This is a genomic window from Salinivirga sp., from assembly GCF_035268865.1.
GTDB lineage: Bacteria > Bacteroidota > Bacteroidia > Bacteroidales > Salinivirgaceae > Salinivirga.
Genome location: NZ_DATFKB010000167.1, coordinates 22121 through 39263 on the forward strand (window position 1 = coordinate 22121; position 17143 = coordinate 39263).

The 17143-nt window shown below is 40.8% G+C and carries 13 protein-coding genes; 6 read left to right on the forward strand and 7 right to left on the reverse strand.

What is annotated here, in order from left to right; translation table 11 throughout:
• Positions 1-10 precede the first annotated feature (10 nt).
• Positions 11-688, forward strand: a complete 678-nt coding sequence (locus VJ937_RS09905) for a phosphatidylserine decarboxylase family protein (protein ID WP_324066739.1) — start codon at positions 11-13, stop codon at positions 686-688.
• Between the two features lie 97 nt (positions 689-785).
• Entirely contained in the window at positions 786-953 is a 168-nt protein-coding gene (locus VJ937_RS09910; RefSeq protein ID WP_081421458.1) for a DUF362 domain-containing protein, read from the forward strand.
• Between the two features lie 57 nt (positions 954-1010).
• Here the strand turns inward: VJ937_RS09910 and VJ937_RS09915 are convergent, their stop codons facing one another.
• On the reverse strand, positions 1011-2807 hold the full coding sequence (locus VJ937_RS09915; RefSeq protein ID WP_324066740.1) for a sodium:solute symporter family protein: 1797 nt from the start codon (positions 2805-2807) through the stop codon (positions 1011-1013).
• 72 nt (positions 2808-2879) lie between these two features.
• Positions 2880-5048 carry a GAF domain-containing protein gene (locus VJ937_RS09920; protein WP_324066741.1) on the reverse strand — a complete coding sequence of 723 codons (2169 nt, stop codon included), beginning with the start codon at positions 5046-5048 and terminating at the stop codon, positions 2880-2882.
• A gap of 259 nt (positions 5049-5307) precedes the next feature.
• Here VJ937_RS09920 and asnB point away from each other — a divergent pair, with 259 nt between their 5' ends.
• The gene (gene asnB / locus VJ937_RS09925) at positions 5308-7137 is read left to right on the forward strand and encodes an asparagine synthase (glutamine-hydrolyzing) (protein WP_324066742.1); all 1830 of its coding nucleotides are present in this window, start codon (positions 5308-5310) and stop codon (positions 7135-7137) included.
• 12 nt (positions 7138-7149) lie between these two features.
• Here asnB and VJ937_RS09930 read toward each other — a convergent pair whose 3' ends face one another.
• Both VJ937_RS09930 and VJ937_RS09935 read right to left on the reverse strand, forming a co-directional pair.
• Entirely contained in the window at positions 7150-9555 is a 2406-nt protein-coding gene (locus VJ937_RS09930; RefSeq protein WP_324066743.1) for a DUF5916 domain-containing protein, read from the reverse strand.
• A 100-nt stretch (positions 9556-9655) separates the two neighbouring features.
• A complete protein-coding gene (locus VJ937_RS09935; RefSeq protein WP_324066744.1) occupies positions 9656-10405 on the reverse strand; it encodes a YebC/PmpR family DNA-binding transcriptional regulator in 750 nt (249 codons plus the stop codon).
• A gap of 218 nt (positions 10406-10623) precedes the next feature.
• Here VJ937_RS09935 and miaB point away from each other — a divergent pair, with 218 nt between their 5' ends.
• The 3 genes from miaB to VJ937_RS09950 all read left to right on the forward strand — a co-directional run bounded on the left by miaB (position 10624) and on the right by VJ937_RS09950 (position 13601).
• Complete coding sequence (gene miaB, locus VJ937_RS09940; protein WP_324066745.1) at positions 10624-11946, forward strand: tRNA (N6-isopentenyl adenosine(37)-C2)-methylthiotransferase MiaB; 1323 nt, start codon at positions 10624-10626, stop codon at positions 11944-11946.
• 27 nt (positions 11947-11973) lie between these two features.
• Positions 11974-12330 carry a carboxymuconolactone decarboxylase family protein gene (locus VJ937_RS09945; protein WP_324066746.1) on the forward strand — a complete coding sequence of 119 codons (357 nt, stop codon included), beginning with the start codon at positions 11974-11976 and terminating at the stop codon, positions 12328-12330.
• Positions 12331-12437: 107 nt separating this feature from the next.
• Positions 12438-13601 (forward strand): CD0519/CD1768 family membrane protein, encoded by a 1164-nt coding sequence (locus VJ937_RS09950; RefSeq protein WP_324066747.1) that lies wholly within the window; start codon positions 12438-12440, stop codon positions 13599-13601.
• Between the two features lie 149 nt (positions 13602-13750).
• Here VJ937_RS09950 and VJ937_RS09955 read toward each other — a convergent pair whose 3' ends face one another.
• The 3 genes from VJ937_RS09955 to VJ937_RS09965 form a co-directional block, all read right to left on the reverse strand.
• Positions 13751-15868, reverse strand: a complete 2118-nt coding sequence (locus tag VJ937_RS09955) for a tetratricopeptide repeat-containing sensor histidine kinase (protein ID WP_324066748.1) — start codon at positions 15866-15868, stop codon at positions 13751-13753.
• Positions 15869-15909: 41 nt separating this feature from the next.
• Entirely contained in the window at positions 15910-16437 is a 528-nt protein-coding gene (locus VJ937_RS09960; protein ID WP_324066749.1) for an O-acetyl-ADP-ribose deacetylase, read from the reverse strand.
• A gap of 84 nt (positions 16438-16521) precedes the next feature.
• A complete protein-coding gene (locus VJ937_RS09965; protein WP_324066750.1) occupies positions 16522-16824 on the reverse strand; it encodes a hypothetical protein in 303 nt (100 codons plus the stop codon).
• Positions 16825-17143: the final 319 nt, after the last annotated feature.

The following is a 17143-nucleotide window of genomic DNA, read 5'->3' on the forward strand; positions in this document are numbered from 1 at the left end:
CTCCAGGCAAATGAAAATTCACCGCGCAGGTTATAAAATAATCATAACCATAATATTAATACTGCTATTGCTCACAGCAGGTATGCATTTTATTTTTAATAGTTTATATGCCACATTAATCACAGGATTTGTAGCTCTTGGTATCGTGGTTTTTGTGTTGAGGTTTTTCAGGGACCCCGGCCGATTAGTAAATACTGAAAAAGATGTGCTTGTTGCGCCAGCCGATGGAACAGTTGTGGCCATCGAAGAAGTTTTCGAAGATGAGTTTTTACATAAAAAAGCCCTTCAGATTTCTATATTTATGTCTGTTTGGAACGTGCATATCAATTGGTTTCCAGCCAAAGGTATTATGAAAGAGTTCAGATACCACCCCGGCAAATTTTTGGTTGCCAGACATCCAAAATCATCTACACTTAATGAACGCACAAGTATATTTATGGAGACATCTGAGAAAGTTCCGGTGGTTATAAGGCAAATTGCCGGAATTGTGGCGCGCAGAATTGAAAATTATGTAAAAGATGAGAATTCTCAGGTTGCAGCGGGGCAGGAGATGGGCTTTATTAAGTTTGGGTCCAGGGTGGATGTATTTGTTCCGCTTAATTCTGATTTGAAGATTAATATTGGACAAAGGGTTCGAGGAAAGGTAACCCGGATAGCTCAAATGCCTGACATAGCTCATGTTAGTTGATGTTGAAGAATAGTTTTATTTTTTTCTGTTTTTCTTCTTTTTTTTGGGAAAGGCTTATACTTTTGTAGTGAATTTTTGAACTTTAAATATAACAACAATGGCTTACAAAATTACTGAAGATTGCGTTGCATGCGGAAGCTGCATACCAGAATGCCCGGTAGATGCTATATCAGAAGGTGATATTTATGTAATTGATCCTGATACTTGCACTGATTGTGGTGCATGTGCTGACGTATGTCCTACAGAAGCAATTATTCCTGAATAGATATTATAATATCCTCAGGAAATGGAATATAAGCCGTTGCTCAATGAGCAGCGGCTTTTATTTTATATCTGCCCTTAATTTGTGGAATAACTTCAGTATTGTAAAACTTCCTGCAATGGTCATGAATAATAGTATTGAAGCCTGAATCCATTCACCATAAATCAAACTACCAATGCCAAACAGGGCCGCATAGACTGTGATAGAGCCTATAAACACATTTAGAATCTGTATAGGCATGGCCCATGCATGCGGCTTTGTTTCATCGGGGAATACTTTGCGGGCAATTTTTTTCCAACCGGGCCCGCCCGGGCGTGTTTTGCGGTAAAAGTTAGCCAGGGTTTCTTCGTCTTCAGGTTTTGATAGTAATGTTGTACTCACCCATACAATTGTGGTAACCCCCACAGCAATTAACAATCGTACTGTAAAAGCATCCAGGTATTGAGTGGTAAGTGTCTGATCGTCAATCGCAAAAATGAGTATGATTGCTGTGAGCGTGGCACTAACCATAGCCACAATTTCAGTAAGCGCATTAATTCTCCACCAGAACCATCTCAAAAGGTATATGGCACCCGATCCTGCTCCTGACAGTAAAAGTATGTTAAAGGCTTCCTGGGCATTTTCCATAATAGTGAGGGCAATTATGCCTGAAAACAACATGAGTAAGAGCGTAGACAATTGTCCGACGCGTACCAGCTCCTTTTCGGGCGCATCGGGTTTGATTACCCTTTTATAGAAATCATTTACGATGTAAGATGAGCCCCAATTTAAATGCGTGCCAATGGTTGACATATAGGCTGCAATTAATGAAGCTACCACAAGCCCGAGCCATCCGGGGCCAAGCTTCGACATCATGGCCGGGTAGGCAATATCGTGCTTTAAGTATTCAGAATCGATGTTCGGAAACTCATTATGAATAGAAACCAAATCAGGATATACTATCAGGGATGCCAATGCAACAATTATCCATGGCCAGGGACGAATTGCATAATGCATAAAATTAAAAAAGAGCGTGGCTCCGATGGCATTCTTTTCATTTTTTGCCGAAAGCATGCGTTGAGCAATGTACCCTCCGCCGCCAGGCTCAGCACCCGGATACCAAACACTCCACCACTGCACAGCAATGGGAATAATCAACAACGTAAGCAATGTTCCCGGGTCGCTAAAATCAGGAATAAAGCTTAGTTTATCCTGAATATCGGGGTGAGACAACAACCCATCTAAACCACCAACTTCCGGTTGCTGCAGGGCAATAACAGCCGCATAAATAGCTCCAAACATGGCAATGCTGTACTGGAAGAAATCTGCCCAGATTACACCTTTCAATCCGCCTATACCAGCATAAATAGCCACGGAAATGGATCCAATTACAATGGTTACCCATGGTGCAAGACCAAACATTACAGCACCAATTTTAATTGCTGCAAGACTTACACTGGCCATTATGAGCACATTAAAAAACAGTCCTAAATATACGGATCGGAACACGCGTAAGAATGAAGCGAGTTTTCCGGAGTACCTTAATTCGTAAAATTCAAGATCTGTAAGTACATCTGAACGGCGCCAGAGCTTTGCATAAATAAAGACCGTTACCATGCCTGTAATTAAAAATGCCCACCATGCCCAGTTTTTGGCTACTCCCGAGGTTCGAACAAAATCTGTGACCAGGTTCGGCGTATCGGCAGAAAATGTACAGGCCACCATTGATACCCCAAGCAACCACCAGGGCATACCACGGCCCCCCAGGAAAAATTGTGAAGTGTCTTTACGTGCAGTGCGCGATGCAACCCAGCCGATACTTATGACGATCAGAAAAAATATGGCCAGGATAATCCAGTCCAGGTTTGCTAATTGCATAATTTGAATTTTTATCCAATAAAAAAGCGGAAGTTATTTGGAGCCTCCGCTATATGTGAAAGAATTTATTGTTTATTCATCATCGCCTGATAGTTCTTTTATTTGCATCTTCAGGCTTTCGATTTGAACCCTCGATTCTTCTTCAATAACTTCTTTTTCTTTCTCTATCTCAATTAATCTTTTGTCATATTCTTCCTTAATATTACTGATTTGTTCCATGGTGTCGCGCATTATCTCACCCTGATCTTCAAGCTCGTGCTGATAGGCATGTATTGCGCTGTCTTTACTTCGCTTCTCGGTTACATCCATTACAAGGGTTACTATTTTTTCATATTCGCCCTCTATATTTTTTGCTGGTGTATATGATTCTTTGAGCCAAACATCGCCATCGGGGGTGGAGTATTTAATTTCCATTTCAGAGGGCATGCCGTTTTTCAGTCCTTCCCAAATTTCATTGTAATACTCCATGTCATTTATTTCAGGGTCGAATAATGTACGATGCTCCTTGCCTATGAGGTCTCCTGTTTTTTTGTAAATTAATTCAGCATATTTTTCATTGGCACTGATGATGTAACCGTTGATATCCATGTCGAAGTTACCTAATGTGTTATTGATGGCATCAATGGTATCCTGCATTTCGTTTTCGCGCCTTGCCGATTCCTCCTGTGTGGCCTGGAGTTCCTCCATGTTTTGTCGCATTTCCTCTTCCTGCGATGCCAGTTCTTCTCCTTTTTGTCTTGACTCTTCCAGTAGTTTGGCCGTGCGCTGATTGATACGTACTGTTGAAATAGTGGAAGCGATGTTTTCACCAACTTTTTCGACAAACTCAATTTGGTAGTCTGCAAATTCCTTAAATGAAACAATTTCCAGTACCCCGAATATCTCATTGTTCAGTTTCAAGGGCACCAGAAGCAATACAGTTGGGTTATCGTCGCCTAAGCCACTCGTGATGCGGACATAATCTTCGGGTATTTCTTTAAGGTAAACAGTTGCTTTCTCAAATGCGCACCTTCCTACCAGGCCTTCTTCCAGCTCTATTTTTCGATCGACCATTTTTTGCCGGCCGTAGGCTACCGCGGCTGTCATTTCAAAATACTGCTCGCCTTCATCCTCTTCGTTGGTGCTGAGTACATATATGGCTCCCTGTATGGCATCAATGTAGTTAATGAGGTTGTCGACAATGTTGTAAGAAAGTTTTTCAATATCGTCGTTGTTTTGTCTGAGTATATCGCTAAACTTGGCAATACCCTGAGCACTCCAGTTGCGTATTTCGTCCTCTTTTTTGCGGCGTTCTTCTTCTTCTGCAGCTTTTTTAAGGTCGTCGCGCATACCCAGTAAGGCGTTGCCCAGCGTGTCTTCTTCGCTTAACGGTTTAAAGTCAGTGGCGTACTCGCCTTTACCCATATCAATGGCAAAACTGGAGGTGCGACGCATGCCATCAATGTATTTGTTTAGGGCTTTGCTCATGTCGCCAATCTCATCATTGGTCTCCTTCATCTTCTCATCGGGTAGCACTCCTCTGGTCATGATCAGTAGAAAATCCTTGAGTCGTAATATTGGTCTGATGGTTGCCCGTGAAATGAATATGGCAATGGCCAGCGATATGAGCAACATGATGATACCTGAGAATATAATAAACAGCTGGAAGGAGTCCAGCGAATCGAACATGGCCTTGTTTTTTTGCTCACTTTTTTTCTCTAAACGGTTAGTTAGTTCTTTTACCTTGTCCAGCGCTTTGTTTGTGGTGTTGATAACTTCTCCCCCTTCTTCTACCATTGGGAAAATTTCAAAAACTACCATCGGGTCATCATAACTTTCAAAAGTATTTAGGCGACCCATAATTTGTTTGTGCTGTGCAAAGAGGGTGTCTTTTATGAGTACTTCCAACGAGTCGAATATCGCCTGTTCTTCGGGTGTCCAGTTATTGTAGATTCCTTTTATTTTTGATACAAGGGCCGGAAAATCTTCTGTATGTAGTTCTCGTAATCTTTTTTTATCGGGCGTTCCGCTTTTACGTTCGATATGTACCCAGTTTTTAATCAGCATTTTCGAATTGTTTACCAACTGTAACATATCGCCGAGGTGCGAAACCGATGGTGAATAAACATTGGCAACTTCTTCGTTAAGTTGTTTGTTTTGCTGTAGCGTTGTATAAGTAAGTATACTGCTAACTAGAAGGGTGATTATGATGAGACCAAAGCCTAAAAATAAGCGGTTTGCGATGGTAAATCTGTACTTCATACTTAATAGTTTAAAGATTAACGCCCGTGTCTCTTTTGTGTTTACGGTGTCATGTCAAATTGTATACTGTCGTCTTTTTCAGTGAGTTTAATGCTCTATAAAACTATAAAACACAATTTGATAAACCTAAAAATAGATAATTTTTTTCTATCATCATACAAATTTAAGACATTTTCTCGGGGGAAATGCAGGTATATCACTTTCTTTGGGAAGCTAAAATGAAATAATTTGTTTAAGTTCGTTTAAAATTTTAACGCTTATGTGTGGTATTGCAGGTTACTGGAACGCTGGTGTGGATTTTAACACGCAATCGCTGGAAATGATGGCTGCAGCCTTAAGGCACAGAGGACCTGATTATTCAGGTAGATTTGTGGAAGGAAAGGCTGGGCTTGTACACGAGCGCCTTAGTATAATAGATCTTAACGAAAGGTCTAATCAACCCATTCATTCGCATGATGGCAGGTTTGTTATGGTTTATAATGGCGAAGTTTATAACTTTAATGAGCTTGCAACCCAATTTCGCCTTGAAACTAAAACTACAAGCGATAGCGAAGTAGTGCTTGAGTTATTTGTCAAGAAGGGTGTGGAGTTTGTAAACTATATGAGTGGTATGTTTGCCATCGCCATTTACGACAGAGAAGAGGAGCGGTTATTCTTGTTTCGCGATCGCGTGGGTATTAAACCACTTTTTTATTATGAGCAGCCGGGAACCTTTATTTTTGCGTCAGAATTAAAAGCTTTACAACGTGCTTTACCAAAGAATAGGTTAAGGCTTAACCATCAGGCTGTAATTAATTATTTGCATTTAGGTTTTATACCTGCTCCCGACACAATTTATGAAAATGTGCATAAGCTTTTACCCGGAGAATTGGCTATAATAGACGCCAATGGAGTTGTGAAACGCAAGTGGTGGAGTGTGGAGCAACAAATTGAAAAAGAGAAGATTAAGGATGAAAAGGAGGCCCTGGTTCGCTTCGATAAGGTGTTGAACAGTGCTGTTCAAGGCAGGCTTATCAGCGATGTACCTGTGGGTACTTTTTTGAGCGGAGGCATTGATAGTAGTCTGGTTTCTGCTGTAGCTGCCCGCCATTATCCCGGTCGTATTAAAACATTCACAATAGGTTTTGAACATACCCGGCACGATGAAACAGGTTACGCCGCTAAAGTTGCCCAACATATTGGATCGGAACACCGAATGCTTTACGCTACAGAAAAAGAGGCTGAAGAGTTGCTGCCCGATATTATTTCGCAATACGATGAACCATTTGCAGATACAAGTGCCATCCCTACCATGCTTGTTTCGAGGTTGGCTAAAGAAGAAGTAACCGTAACACTTTCGGGCGACGGTGGCGATGAGTTGTTTATGGGTTACGGGGCCCATGTTTGGGCCGGGCGAATGGCAAAACCAGGTGTGCAGATGATGGCTCCGTTCTACAAAACGGCATTAGCAATGGGCGGTAGCCGTTATAAAAGAGTTGCCCGCCTGTTTGAAAAATCGCAGGTTACCGAACCTCACATTTTTTCGCAGGAACAGTACTTCTTTAGCCAAAAAGAGCTGCTTCAGCTTGTTAAACAACCCGGTGATGTTTTTAAACCAGAATTTGAACATATTCGCCGGCAGCTGACACCGGAGGAGCGTCAGGCTTTGTTTGATTTTAAATACTACCTGCCTGATGACCTGCTTACAAAAGTAGACCGTGCCAGTATGCGATACGCACTTGAAACCCGTGTGCCTTTGCTGGATTATCGTATGGTTGAAATGGCCTTTAATCTTGATCCGGCTCTTCGCTTAAAAGGGAAGACGGGTAAATATTTGTTGAAACAGCTTCTTTACAAATATGTCCCGAAGGAATTTTTCGATAGGCCAAAGCAAGGCTTTTCAGTGCCACTGGAGCAATGGATGAAAGGGCCACTTGAGGGTTGGTTTAATGCCTACCTCGATAAAGCAATGCTTGTGAAGCATGGGGTTGTAAACCCTGAATACGTGGCTGATTTACAAAAAAAATTTAGAGGCCCCAAATATGCGTTTTTGTACAACCGATTGTGGGCAGTAGCAGCACTGCATGCGTGGCTCGATTCTAATACTTGAAATTACATGGATTTACAATATCGCATTTTTTATTTGCAGGTAATCTAAATAATAAAGCACTCTGATTGAAATGCTGTTTTTTCCCAGATCTGAAAAAGTGTTTTCCAGGTTGCGTCCAAAATCATTTATCACCTCGTCTGTTTCAGAAAGAATTTGGTTTTTCCAAACCAGTGACATTTCACTTCCGGGAGCAAATTGCCATGTATAGGCCAAGTCGATATTGAAAGCATTGTAATTAATGTCTTCGTTTTCGTTATATGCCGGATAATCAGTTAAAGTACCATCCTTATTAAGCAGGTAGAACTGGTCGTAATTCACTTTGGTCCAATAATGTCGTAAGTAGAATGTTAAAGAAGCATTTGGTGTGAATATATAATCGAGGTTGATGTTATTTTCAAGTTTCTGGTAGTTCCGGCGTCCGAATACAACTGAATCTTCTGCTGAATTATTGTCAATATAGCCAATGGAGTTGAAACTGTTATCGCCATTGAAATCATATACAAGTTGGAATTTGTCACCCAGACGTAACCTTGGGCTAGCGCTGTACCATAGGCCAGATTGATCATATTCATTGGCAACCCAACCGCCAAATCTGAGGTCAAGCGCAAATGTTTTTCTATAATCTGATGATATCCAGAAGCTACCATTTTGCCATGAGGCTGTTTTAAACTTGTAGCCATCTACCCGTGGTTCATAATAATCATAACCCATTATGGGCTTGATCTGCGAGCTTAAACCAAATGAAAGGTGGTTTTTTGTTGTTGCACGAGTTGAGAAATTGATTCGGGTACTGATGAAATCATGGTAATCGAACATGGTGTTGTAATTAACACTTATTTCATTGTGCCAGTTCAATAGCCTCCAGAATGGTTCTCTGATGCTGTACGAAACTTCAGCCCTGTTGCTTCTTTCATCCGGGCTTTGCAGGTAACCAAGGTCATTCGGGTCGAACTTTGGACTTTCGGTATTGTGCCTTAATGAGAATCGGAATCTTCCGGTAATGCGTTCAACTTCGAACCAGTATTTGTAACCATAAGGATTGTCTAATGTGTAACGTTGACTTAAGGATGCTGCTCCTTTTACAGCAATGGATTCTTTTATTTCGTAACGCACCTCTGAACCGGTTACGTTGGCCGTGTAGTTGCTGGAAGGCCTGTGCACGTTTGTGTTGATTAAACTTATGAAAGAGTTCCCCGGCAGGCTCTGTTCAAGCACACTTACATTGTAGTTGGTGAATGGTTGTACCTGTACTTTTTCTTCTTTGCCGGTTATAGTATCTTTTACGGTAGCGTGCGTAGTCTGACTCATGGCATTCAGAACCCCAATGTTTAGGCCTTTCCTGGTTTTGCCTGTTATTTTTGTGGCATTGATTAACTGGGTGCTGTTGGGTATCTCTACAACTTCCACCCCGGCAGTGTCTTCCATGTCATATGCTTTATGGGCATTAACCGGTTTGCTACCAATGCGCCTGGAGTAAAAAATGCCGGCGCGGTTAAAGAGCTCCATGCCTTCTTTGAAAAATTCCCGGTTTTCGCCGTAATAGGTCTCAAATGGACTCAGATTTAAGCGTTCCTTGTCAGATTTTACCTGCCCGAAATCGGGTATGAGCATCATATCAAGCGTGAAGCTTTCGTTGATGCCATATTTTACATCCATTCCACCTTTAATGGAATAGCTGTTTTCATTGCTTTCGTTTTCTACATATGCCGACATGTAGGGAATGAATGCCAGCCTGACGGGAGGTTCTACATCGACAATACCTGTTAAAACGCCTGCTTGTTTATTGGTGCCTTCTGTATTGATATCAATGTAGTTCCAGGTGCTTACTTCCCTGTTGCGCTGAATCACGCGTTCTATGTTTAATCCCCATTCCTGGTTTTTAGCTTTAGAAAATCGCAGGGCTGAGTAAGGGATACGCATTTCAATGCTCCAGCCATTTGGAGTGTGTGTAACGGCTGACTCCCAAACAGCATCCCAGCGGTAATCTTTGTATGTGGTAGATTTTACATCGACCTGCACCCCTGTAGAGGTTACGAAAAAGCCATAGGCCTTACTTGCATCATTGTATGGATCGATATATACCCCGAAATAATCTGCCAGGTTGAAATTATCTCTTTTCCCCAGGTTTTTTGATATTTGGTCTGGATGGTCGTCTTCTAAAAAAGCACCTACGTACAAAGCATTGTCATCATAAAGAAATCTTACATGGGTAGCTTCGCTGGGTGCTTTCCCGTTGTACGGGCTGTATTGGGTGAAATTTGTGGCTTGCGGAGTTTCGTCCCATGCAGTTTCCTGGAGTTTTCCGTCAATTGTTATTATTTCTGATGTGCGGGTTGCTTCAACTTTTTTCTTTTCTTGTGCATATATAGAAATATAGGGAATAATTATAAGCGTAAGGCTCAATAAAATTCTGTTCATACAAATAGTTTTCCTAATTAGTTGCTGTTCGTTCCTTGTTTGAAAACTAATCAAAAAAGGAGCCAAAGTATTCTATGGGCTTGTAGTCAGCATAATAGGATTAAGAGAGCTCTTTTTCCAGTTCCGGGGTCATTTCGAGGTTGTGGTAAACGTTCTGAACGTCATCGTTTTCCTCGAATTCTTCCACCATCGCCAGTACTTTTTTTGCTGTTGCTAAATCAACTTCCTGTGTCGAGTTGGGTATTCTTTGCAAACCTGCATTTTCAGCTTCTATATTTAGTTCATCGAGTTTTTTCTGCATGTTGCCAAAGTCCTCCATCGATGTAGTTACGATGAGCATTTCTCCTTCGCTGTCAAATTCTTCTGCTCCTGCATCAATGAGTTCAAGCTCAAGCTCTTCAAGGTTTAAGTCAGCTTTTTTGGGTATGGCAAAAACGCCTTTTCGATCAAAAATAAAACTGAGTGAGCCATTTTTACCCAGACTGCCACCCCGCTTGTTAAATATCGAGCGTACATCGCTCACTGTGCGGTTGTTATTGTCTGTCATGCACTCCACGAAAATTCCAACTCCACCCGGGGCGTGTCCCTCAAAGGTCATTTCGGCCAACTGATCGGTTGATTTATCAGATGCTTTATCTATTGCCCGCTGAATATTGTCTTTGGGCATGTTTATTCCCCGCGCATTCTGTATGGCCAGCCGCAATCGGGGGTTGTTATTTGGATCCGGATCATTGCCCTCCTTTACAGCAATCATTATCTCTTTCGATATTCGGGTGAACATCTTTGCTCTTTTTGCATCCTGAGCGCCTTTCCTGTGTTTAATGTTTGCCCACTTACTATGTCCTGCCATATGAACTGGTTTTATTTTAGGTGTTATTTGCAAAATTATAAAAAAATGTGGTCCATATAAATAGATTAAAAGATACGAAAACCCTTTAATTGTAGGGTTTTTGCACTTGCTGTTATAAATGAGTTGATTATAAGTTCTATAATTCAGTTAAATAGTTTATAGATTCAATAGCGATAAGCATTATCTTTGCAGCGGCAAATCAAAATGATTTTTAAGAAATGGCGAAGAAGTTATACATCGAAACGTACGGATGCCAAATGAATGTGGCAGACAGTGAAGTTGTTGCATCTGTGCTGGGTGATGAGCATTATGAAATTACAAATGACGAATCAGAAGCTGATCTTGTATTAATCAACACCTGTTCCATTCGAGATAATGCGGAGAAGCGTATCTGGAACCGGTTAGATGCTTTAAAACACAATAAAAAAATAAATCCGGAGCTTAAAGTTGGAGTGATTGGTTGTATGGCCGAAAGGCTTGGTGGTAAGTTAACTGAAAATAAGCTGGTTAGCTTGGTGGCCGGACCGGACTCCTACCGGAAATTACCCGGTATGTTAACCATGGCCGATAAGGGTGCTCCGGCTATCGATACTGAGCTTTCGAAAGAAGAAACTTATGCCGGTATATTGCCGAAGAGGCTTGAGGAAAATGCATTTGGGGGATTTGTTTCCATTAGTCGTGGATGTAACAATTTTTGTACATATTGTATTGTGCCTTATACCAGGGGGCGTGAGCGCAGTCGGAACCCCGAAGATGTTGTGAGTGAGGTGGAGGAACTTATCAATACAGGCCATAAAGAGATTACCTTACTGGGACAGAATGTGAACTCTTATCATTACAAAACCGATGAGGCAGATATTGATTTTCCTGAGCTTTTAAAAAGTGTATCAAAACTGGACACTACTGTCCGAATTCGTTTCACTACTTCTCACCCAAAAGATATTTCTGACAAGCTTATTAAAACAATTGCCGAAAACGTAAATATTTGTAACCATATTCATTTGCCGGTGCAGTCTGGTAGTTCAAGAATGCTTAAGCTGATGAACCGGAAGTATGACCGCGACTGGTATATGGAGCGGATTCAGAAGATACGCGAGTTCATTCCGAATTGCGGCATTACTACGGATATTTTTTGTGGTTTTCATGATGAAACCGAAGAAGATCACCAGCAAACCCTGTCGTTGATGAAGGAAGTGGGATTCGATTGGGCATTTATGTTCAAATATAGTGAGCGGGAAGGCACCTATGCTGCCAAACATCTGAAAGATAATGTTCCGGAAGAGACAAAATCAAAGCGTCTGCAGCAGATTATTGCGCTGCAGCAAGAGCTTTCACTAAAAAGTAACAAGGCAGACATTGGAAAAACATTTATCGTGTTGGCTGAAGGTGTTTCAAAAAAATCAGATCAGGAGCTCTTTGGTCGCAATGAACAAAATAAGGTAATTGTGTTTCCAAAAGGAAATTATAACCCGGGCGATTCTGTTCAGGTGAAAGTTTATGACTGTTCGTCTGCCACACTCAGAGGAACTTTAGTTGAATAAATTCATAAATCGTAAATACCTCAAATTATGAGCGAAACATTAAAGCACTATCGTGAATACAGGCAAGAAATGAATGAGAGAATTCTGGCCGGAAATAACAAGGTAATTAAGCGTATATTTAACCTTGATACCAATACTTATATGGAGGGAGCTTTGGATACTAAGACCAAGGAGATGCTTGGATTGGTGTCATCAATGGTGTTGCGTTGCGACGATTGTATTCGTTACCATGTAGAACAGTGCCATAAATTGGGTGTAAGCAAAGAAGAGTTGTTCGAAATTTTTAGTGTTGCTAACGTGGTGGGGGGTACAATTGTAATTCCACATTTGCGTAGAGCCGTTGAGTTTTGGGATGAGCTCGAAGCCGAGGCTTCCGGAAAATGATTTTTAAAGCATGACAAATAACATATTTCATCACCTTACAAAGGTCTTATATTTGTCTGATGAAATTTGATATTTAAACTTTAATTACACCAGAAAATAAACCAACAATGAAGCCTATACTGAAACTCAAGAATACAAGCTTTGTAGTGAAAAGACGCTACGAAGCTTTTATTTTTTTAATTATATTTTTCGTGTTTTTCGGTTTTCTCGGACATAAAATGGGTACAGCCAACTTGCTTAATACCATTATGAATACTGCCTGGGACCTGCTCATGAATACTGTGTTTTTTATCATGGGAATTACTGTGCTAAGTGGCGCGCTGGGCAGGTTAATGATTGAATTTGGGGTAGTACGCTTACTTGAGTTTATCTTGCGCCCTTTTATGCGTCCGATATTTAATTTGCCCGGAGTTTCGGCTTTGGCCGGATTGATGACTTTCTTTTCTGATAATCCGGCGATTATAAGCCTGGCAAATGATAAAAATTTTAAGAAATATTTTTATGAATACGAGCTGGTTTCGTTGGCCAATTTTGGGACAGCATTCGGAATGGGTCTGATTGTGCTGACATTTATGGCTGGTTTGGGTTATTTTGGTCCGGCACTGGTTGGTTTATTTGGTGCACTGATAGGAGCAATAATCAGTACACGATTAATGCAGCGTTTAATTTGCAATAAAATAGAATGTAAAACCACTGAAGAAAAACATGGCGAAGATGATAAGATCAGGTTTCGAAGCGAGGGTAGTACCTTTTTAAGATTTCTGAATGCATTGCTCGATGGCGGAAAATCTGGTGTCGATTTAGGATTGGCCATTATTCCCGGCGTACTAATTATTAGTACCATGGTAATGATTGTGACCTTTGGCCCGAAAGATGCTGCAATCGGTTATCAGGGCCTTGCATACGAGGGCGTACCAATCTTGCCTAAACTGGCAGGTTATATCAATGGTGTGTTTGAATTTCTTTTCGGTTTTAAAAGCCCCGAATTAATTGCTTTTCCCATAACCGCACTTGGTGCAGTTGGTGCAGCATTATCACTTGTAAAGGCTTTTGTGGCTGAGGGATTAATTACCGGTAATGTAATTGCTGTGTTTACTGCAATGGGTATGACCTGGAGTGGTTATTTGAGCACCCACACAGCCATGCTCGATACACTTGGTCACAGACCGCTTACATCTAAAGCCCTTTTGGCGCACACGGTTGGAGGTATTGTTGCAGGTGTGGTGGCCAATTATGCATTTAAACTCATTGCTTTTTGGGGATTTCTATAGCCAGCATGTGAATGTGATATAAGCAAAGCGATTTACTATGTGAATTGCACAACTTTTTGCCCCAGATAGTTTCTTTGTTAAGTTTTTGTAAATCAAGCTTCTCTGTGGGGTGTGTGGCAAAGTAGCTTCTGAGTAGAGGAGCGTTCAGCTTATGCGGAATAAGGCAGTTCCAGGAGGAAAGTAGAGCCTTTTCCAAATTCAGATTCCACCCGGATTCTTCCACCCAGCATCTCTGTGAGATTTTTACTGATAGCCAGTCCTAAACCTGCGCCCCGGTATAGTTTTTTTGTGCGTTCTTCAACTTTGCCAAACCGCTGAAATATAAATTGTTTTTGCTCTTTTGTCATACCAATGCCTGTGTCTTTAACATAAACCACCAGGTGGTTCTCTTCATCGGCCATGCGGTAACCAACTTCTATGTGGCCCTCTTCGGTAAACTTTATGGCATTGTCAAGCAGATTCGATATAATTTGCTGAAGCCTGAAAGAGTCTGTCTTTAATAGTGGGTTATCCAGGTTTGGATCTGTCTTTTTTTCTATTTCAATATGTGCTTTACCAATCTGTTTTTTCTTATTGTTGAAAACCTTTATCGTATTGTCTATTATTTCATTAATGCGGATTTCTTTTAACTGCACTTTAAGCTCGCCGGCCTCGATTTTCGCAATATCGATAATGTCGTCAATCAAATGCAGCAACAGGTTACTGTTTTCCTCGATTAGTTTTCTGTAAGCTTGTGCTTCTTCTGCTGTGGGCGATGTGTAGTTAAGCAACTCTGTAAAACCCACAATAGCATTCATTGGTGTTCTGATTTCATGCGACATGTTGGCCAGGAATGCAGACTTCAGTCTGTCGCTCTCTTCGGCCTTCTCTTTAGCATTGCGCAGATCTTTTGTCCGTTCCTGGACTATTTCCTCCAAATGTTTCCGGTGATTTTCGAGCATGTTTTTCTGCTTGGTAATTTCTTTGTTTTGCTCAAAAATGGTGACATTTTTACGTTTTAGTTTCTTGCGTGTAACCAATAAGAAAATAATGAACCCAATAGCAATAAGAAAAGCTATTATGGTAAAAATTTGCTGACTCCGTATCTGTTTGAGCTTAATTTGCTTAAGCATATTGTCGTTTTCGAGGTTCTCAATTTCCAGACGCTGATTCTCAAGCTGGTATTTTTTCTCGATAGATTCTATTTCACGCATCTTTTCTATACTGAAAAGGCTGTCCTTTAACTCAATAAATTTTTTGTAATAATGGAGGGCCTTCGTGGGCTTTTGTTGTCCTTCATAGGCTGTTGCCAGTTGGTTGTAGGCATTTTTAGCCTGCCCAATTATTTCAGCTTCCAACGCAATGTTCAGTCCCCGTGCGGCTAACTCTGCGGCTTTTTCGTATTCTGTTTGCTTGTTGTATGTTGCTGCAATTTCAATAAGTGTTCTGGCAATGTTGAGCTTTGATCCAAGGTCTTCATAAATATTGAGAGCTCTTACAAAATACTGTGATGCTAACTTATACTGGTTCAGATTCATGTAAGCCAGTCCAATGCTCGATTGACAATGGGCAATGCCCTGGCGGTCGTTGTAATTTTTGTAAATCTCCATAGCCTGTTGCAACATAATAATGGCTGAATCATATTGGGCTTTTTCTAGCTGGATTAGTCCCATGTTATTAAGGCACCCGCCTATACCCAAACTGTCGTTGTATTGTTTCCTTGTAATCAGCGATTTTTGATAGTATTCCATTGCAAGGTCAAGGTCCTCCAGCGCAAAATACAGGTTTCCGATATTGTTATAGGTTTTCCCCATTCCCTCTATGTCGCCAAGCATTTTGCGTTTTTCAAGCGACTTTTGGTAGTATTTCAAAGTTTTCAGGTAATTGCCTTTTATCCGGTTCACCACACCAAGATTATTATAAATTTTAGCCAGACCCAGAGTGTCTTTTTTCTTTTCAAATATTTTCATTGCCTGCTCGAAATGTTTTATTGCAGTATCGAGCTGGTTTTTAATGTAGTAAATGTTACCAATGTTTTTGTAGTTCTCAGCAAGCCTTGATGAATCTCCGGCTTTAAGTGCAATTTTGTTTGCTTGCTCACCATATTTAAGCGCCGAATCGGGGTAGGAGCGTCTCAGTATTAGTGCAAGTCGATTAAGCGCATCAATGCGTGTTTCTATAGAGGGCTCTTTTTTTAGCAATTGCTGAAGACTGTCTATGTTGTTTTGCTGTGCAAATAGAACTGTACCCGACAATATAAGAAGAAGTGAAAACAGATATTTTTTCAAAGTTGGTTGCTGCATTTAGTTGGTTCGGAATATTATTCTTATTACAGGTTCTTTTGAACCCATTCGTAATTTTCATTGTCGAAGCAAACCAGGTATACTTTCTGAATACTTGTTGTTTTTTTGATGTACTCCCTTATTGTTTTTACTGCAATAGCTGCTGCTTTGTCTTTTGGAAAACCATAAACCCCAGTGCTGATGTTGGGAAAGGCAACGGTTTTACAGTTATTTTCTTCGGCTACTTTAAGTGAGTTGTGATAACTATTGGCAAGTTCAACCGGTTCATTTTTATGACCGCCCTGCCAGACCGGTCCCGGTGTATGGATTACATATTTTGCCTTTAGCGCTCCCCCGTTTGTAATAACGGCTTCTCCGGCTGGTAATTTGCCATTTTTAGCTACAATGGTTTTGCATTCTTCAAGTATTTCAGGACCTCCTGCACGGTGAATGGCGCCATCTACGCCTCCTCCACCTTTCAATGCAGAATTTGCCGCATTCACTATTGCGTCTGTCTCTATTTGGGTTATATCGCCCTTTATGGCCTCGATTTTATTATTAACCAGTTTTGACATAAGTGCAACTTATTTAATGTGTAGTACAGTTATATCAAATTTAATGTTTTTTAATTGGAAAAGTAAATTTTTCTTACTCAGGCATTAGACGAAAATCATGCCATAAAGTAACCAGATAATGAGGCCTGCTACTATTGTAAATACGAAAAGCACTTTCATATTGCGGTTCATCCGATCTCTTTTGAGGTTTTTGCTTATACGGTGCTTCATTTCACTGCTAGCTTCAGCATTTATCGGCCGATTTAATTGAATTGTACTGCGTGTAGATTTATGTTTTTGTGAACTCAGCCTTTTAGATCGATTAATTCGCTCTTTTCTGCTTGTCCGCATGGCCCGGTTCTGCTTGTCCCGGTTAATCATATCCTGTACATGTCCGCCAAAACCCATACTTGCAAGATACTAGTTTTGATTTAAAAAATAAAATAACCTATGGCTAAACGATCACATCATAGCTGAACCGGCTAGACATTCGACTAGCACGAGGCTTCATCCGGGTGTTTTTGTCACTCAATCCAAAATCGCTGCGATTTTCCGGGAATAGCAAAACGGACAATAATGATTGGCTAAATCTGTGAATACGAGCATTTGCGGTATCCGTCTTAATCAGCATATCTATGATATTACACAACCACTTTGAAGCGTTAAAATGGTTGCGATTATTCTATCTCGGATATTTTTATTGAATTTAACCGCTTAATCCGTGTTC

Bases quoted from the DNA above. Each gene is read 5' to 3' on its own strand.
- VJ937_RS09915 (WP_324066740.1), bottom strand. From the start codon at position 2,807: ATGCAATTAGCAAACCTGGACTGGATTATCCTGGCCATATTTTTTCTG.
- VJ937_RS09930 (WP_324066743.1), bottom strand. From the start codon at position 9,555: ATGAACAGAATTTTATTGAGCCTTACGCTTATAATTATTCCCTATATT.
- VJ937_RS09935 (WP_324066744.1), bottom strand. From the start codon at position 10,405: ATGGCAGGACATAGTAAGTGGGCAAACATTAAACACAGGAAAGGCGCT.
- VJ937_RS09965 (WP_324066750.1), bottom strand. From the start codon at position 16,824: ATGGGTTTTGGCGGACATGTACAGGATATGATTAACCGGGACAAGCAG.
- VJ937_RS09910 (WP_081421458.1), top strand. From the start codon at position 786: ATGGCTTACAAAATTACTGAAGATTGCGTTGCATGCGGAAGCTGCATA.
- VJ937_RS09920 (WP_324066741.1), bottom strand. From the start codon at position 5,048: ATGAAGTACAGATTTACCATCGCAAACCGCTTATTTTTAGGCTTTGGT.
- VJ937_RS09960 (WP_324066749.1), bottom strand. From the start codon at position 16,437: ATGTCAAAACTGGTTAATAATAAAATCGAGGCCATAAAGGGCGATATA.
- miaB (WP_324066745.1), top strand. From the start codon at position 10,624: ATGGCGAAGAAGTTATACATCGAAACGTACGGATGCCAAATGAATGTG.
- VJ937_RS09945 (WP_324066746.1), top strand. From the start codon at position 11,974: ATGAGCGAAACATTAAAGCACTATCGTGAATACAGGCAAGAAATGAAT.
- VJ937_RS09950 (WP_324066747.1), top strand. From the start codon at position 12,438: ATGAAGCCTATACTGAAACTCAAGAATACAAGCTTTGTAGTGAAAAGA.
- asnB (WP_324066742.1), top strand. From the start codon at position 5,308: ATGTGTGGTATTGCAGGTTACTGGAACGCTGGTGTGGATTTTAACACG.
- VJ937_RS09905 (WP_324066739.1), top strand. From the start codon at position 11: ATGAAAATTCACCGCGCAGGTTATAAAATAATCATAACCATAATATTA.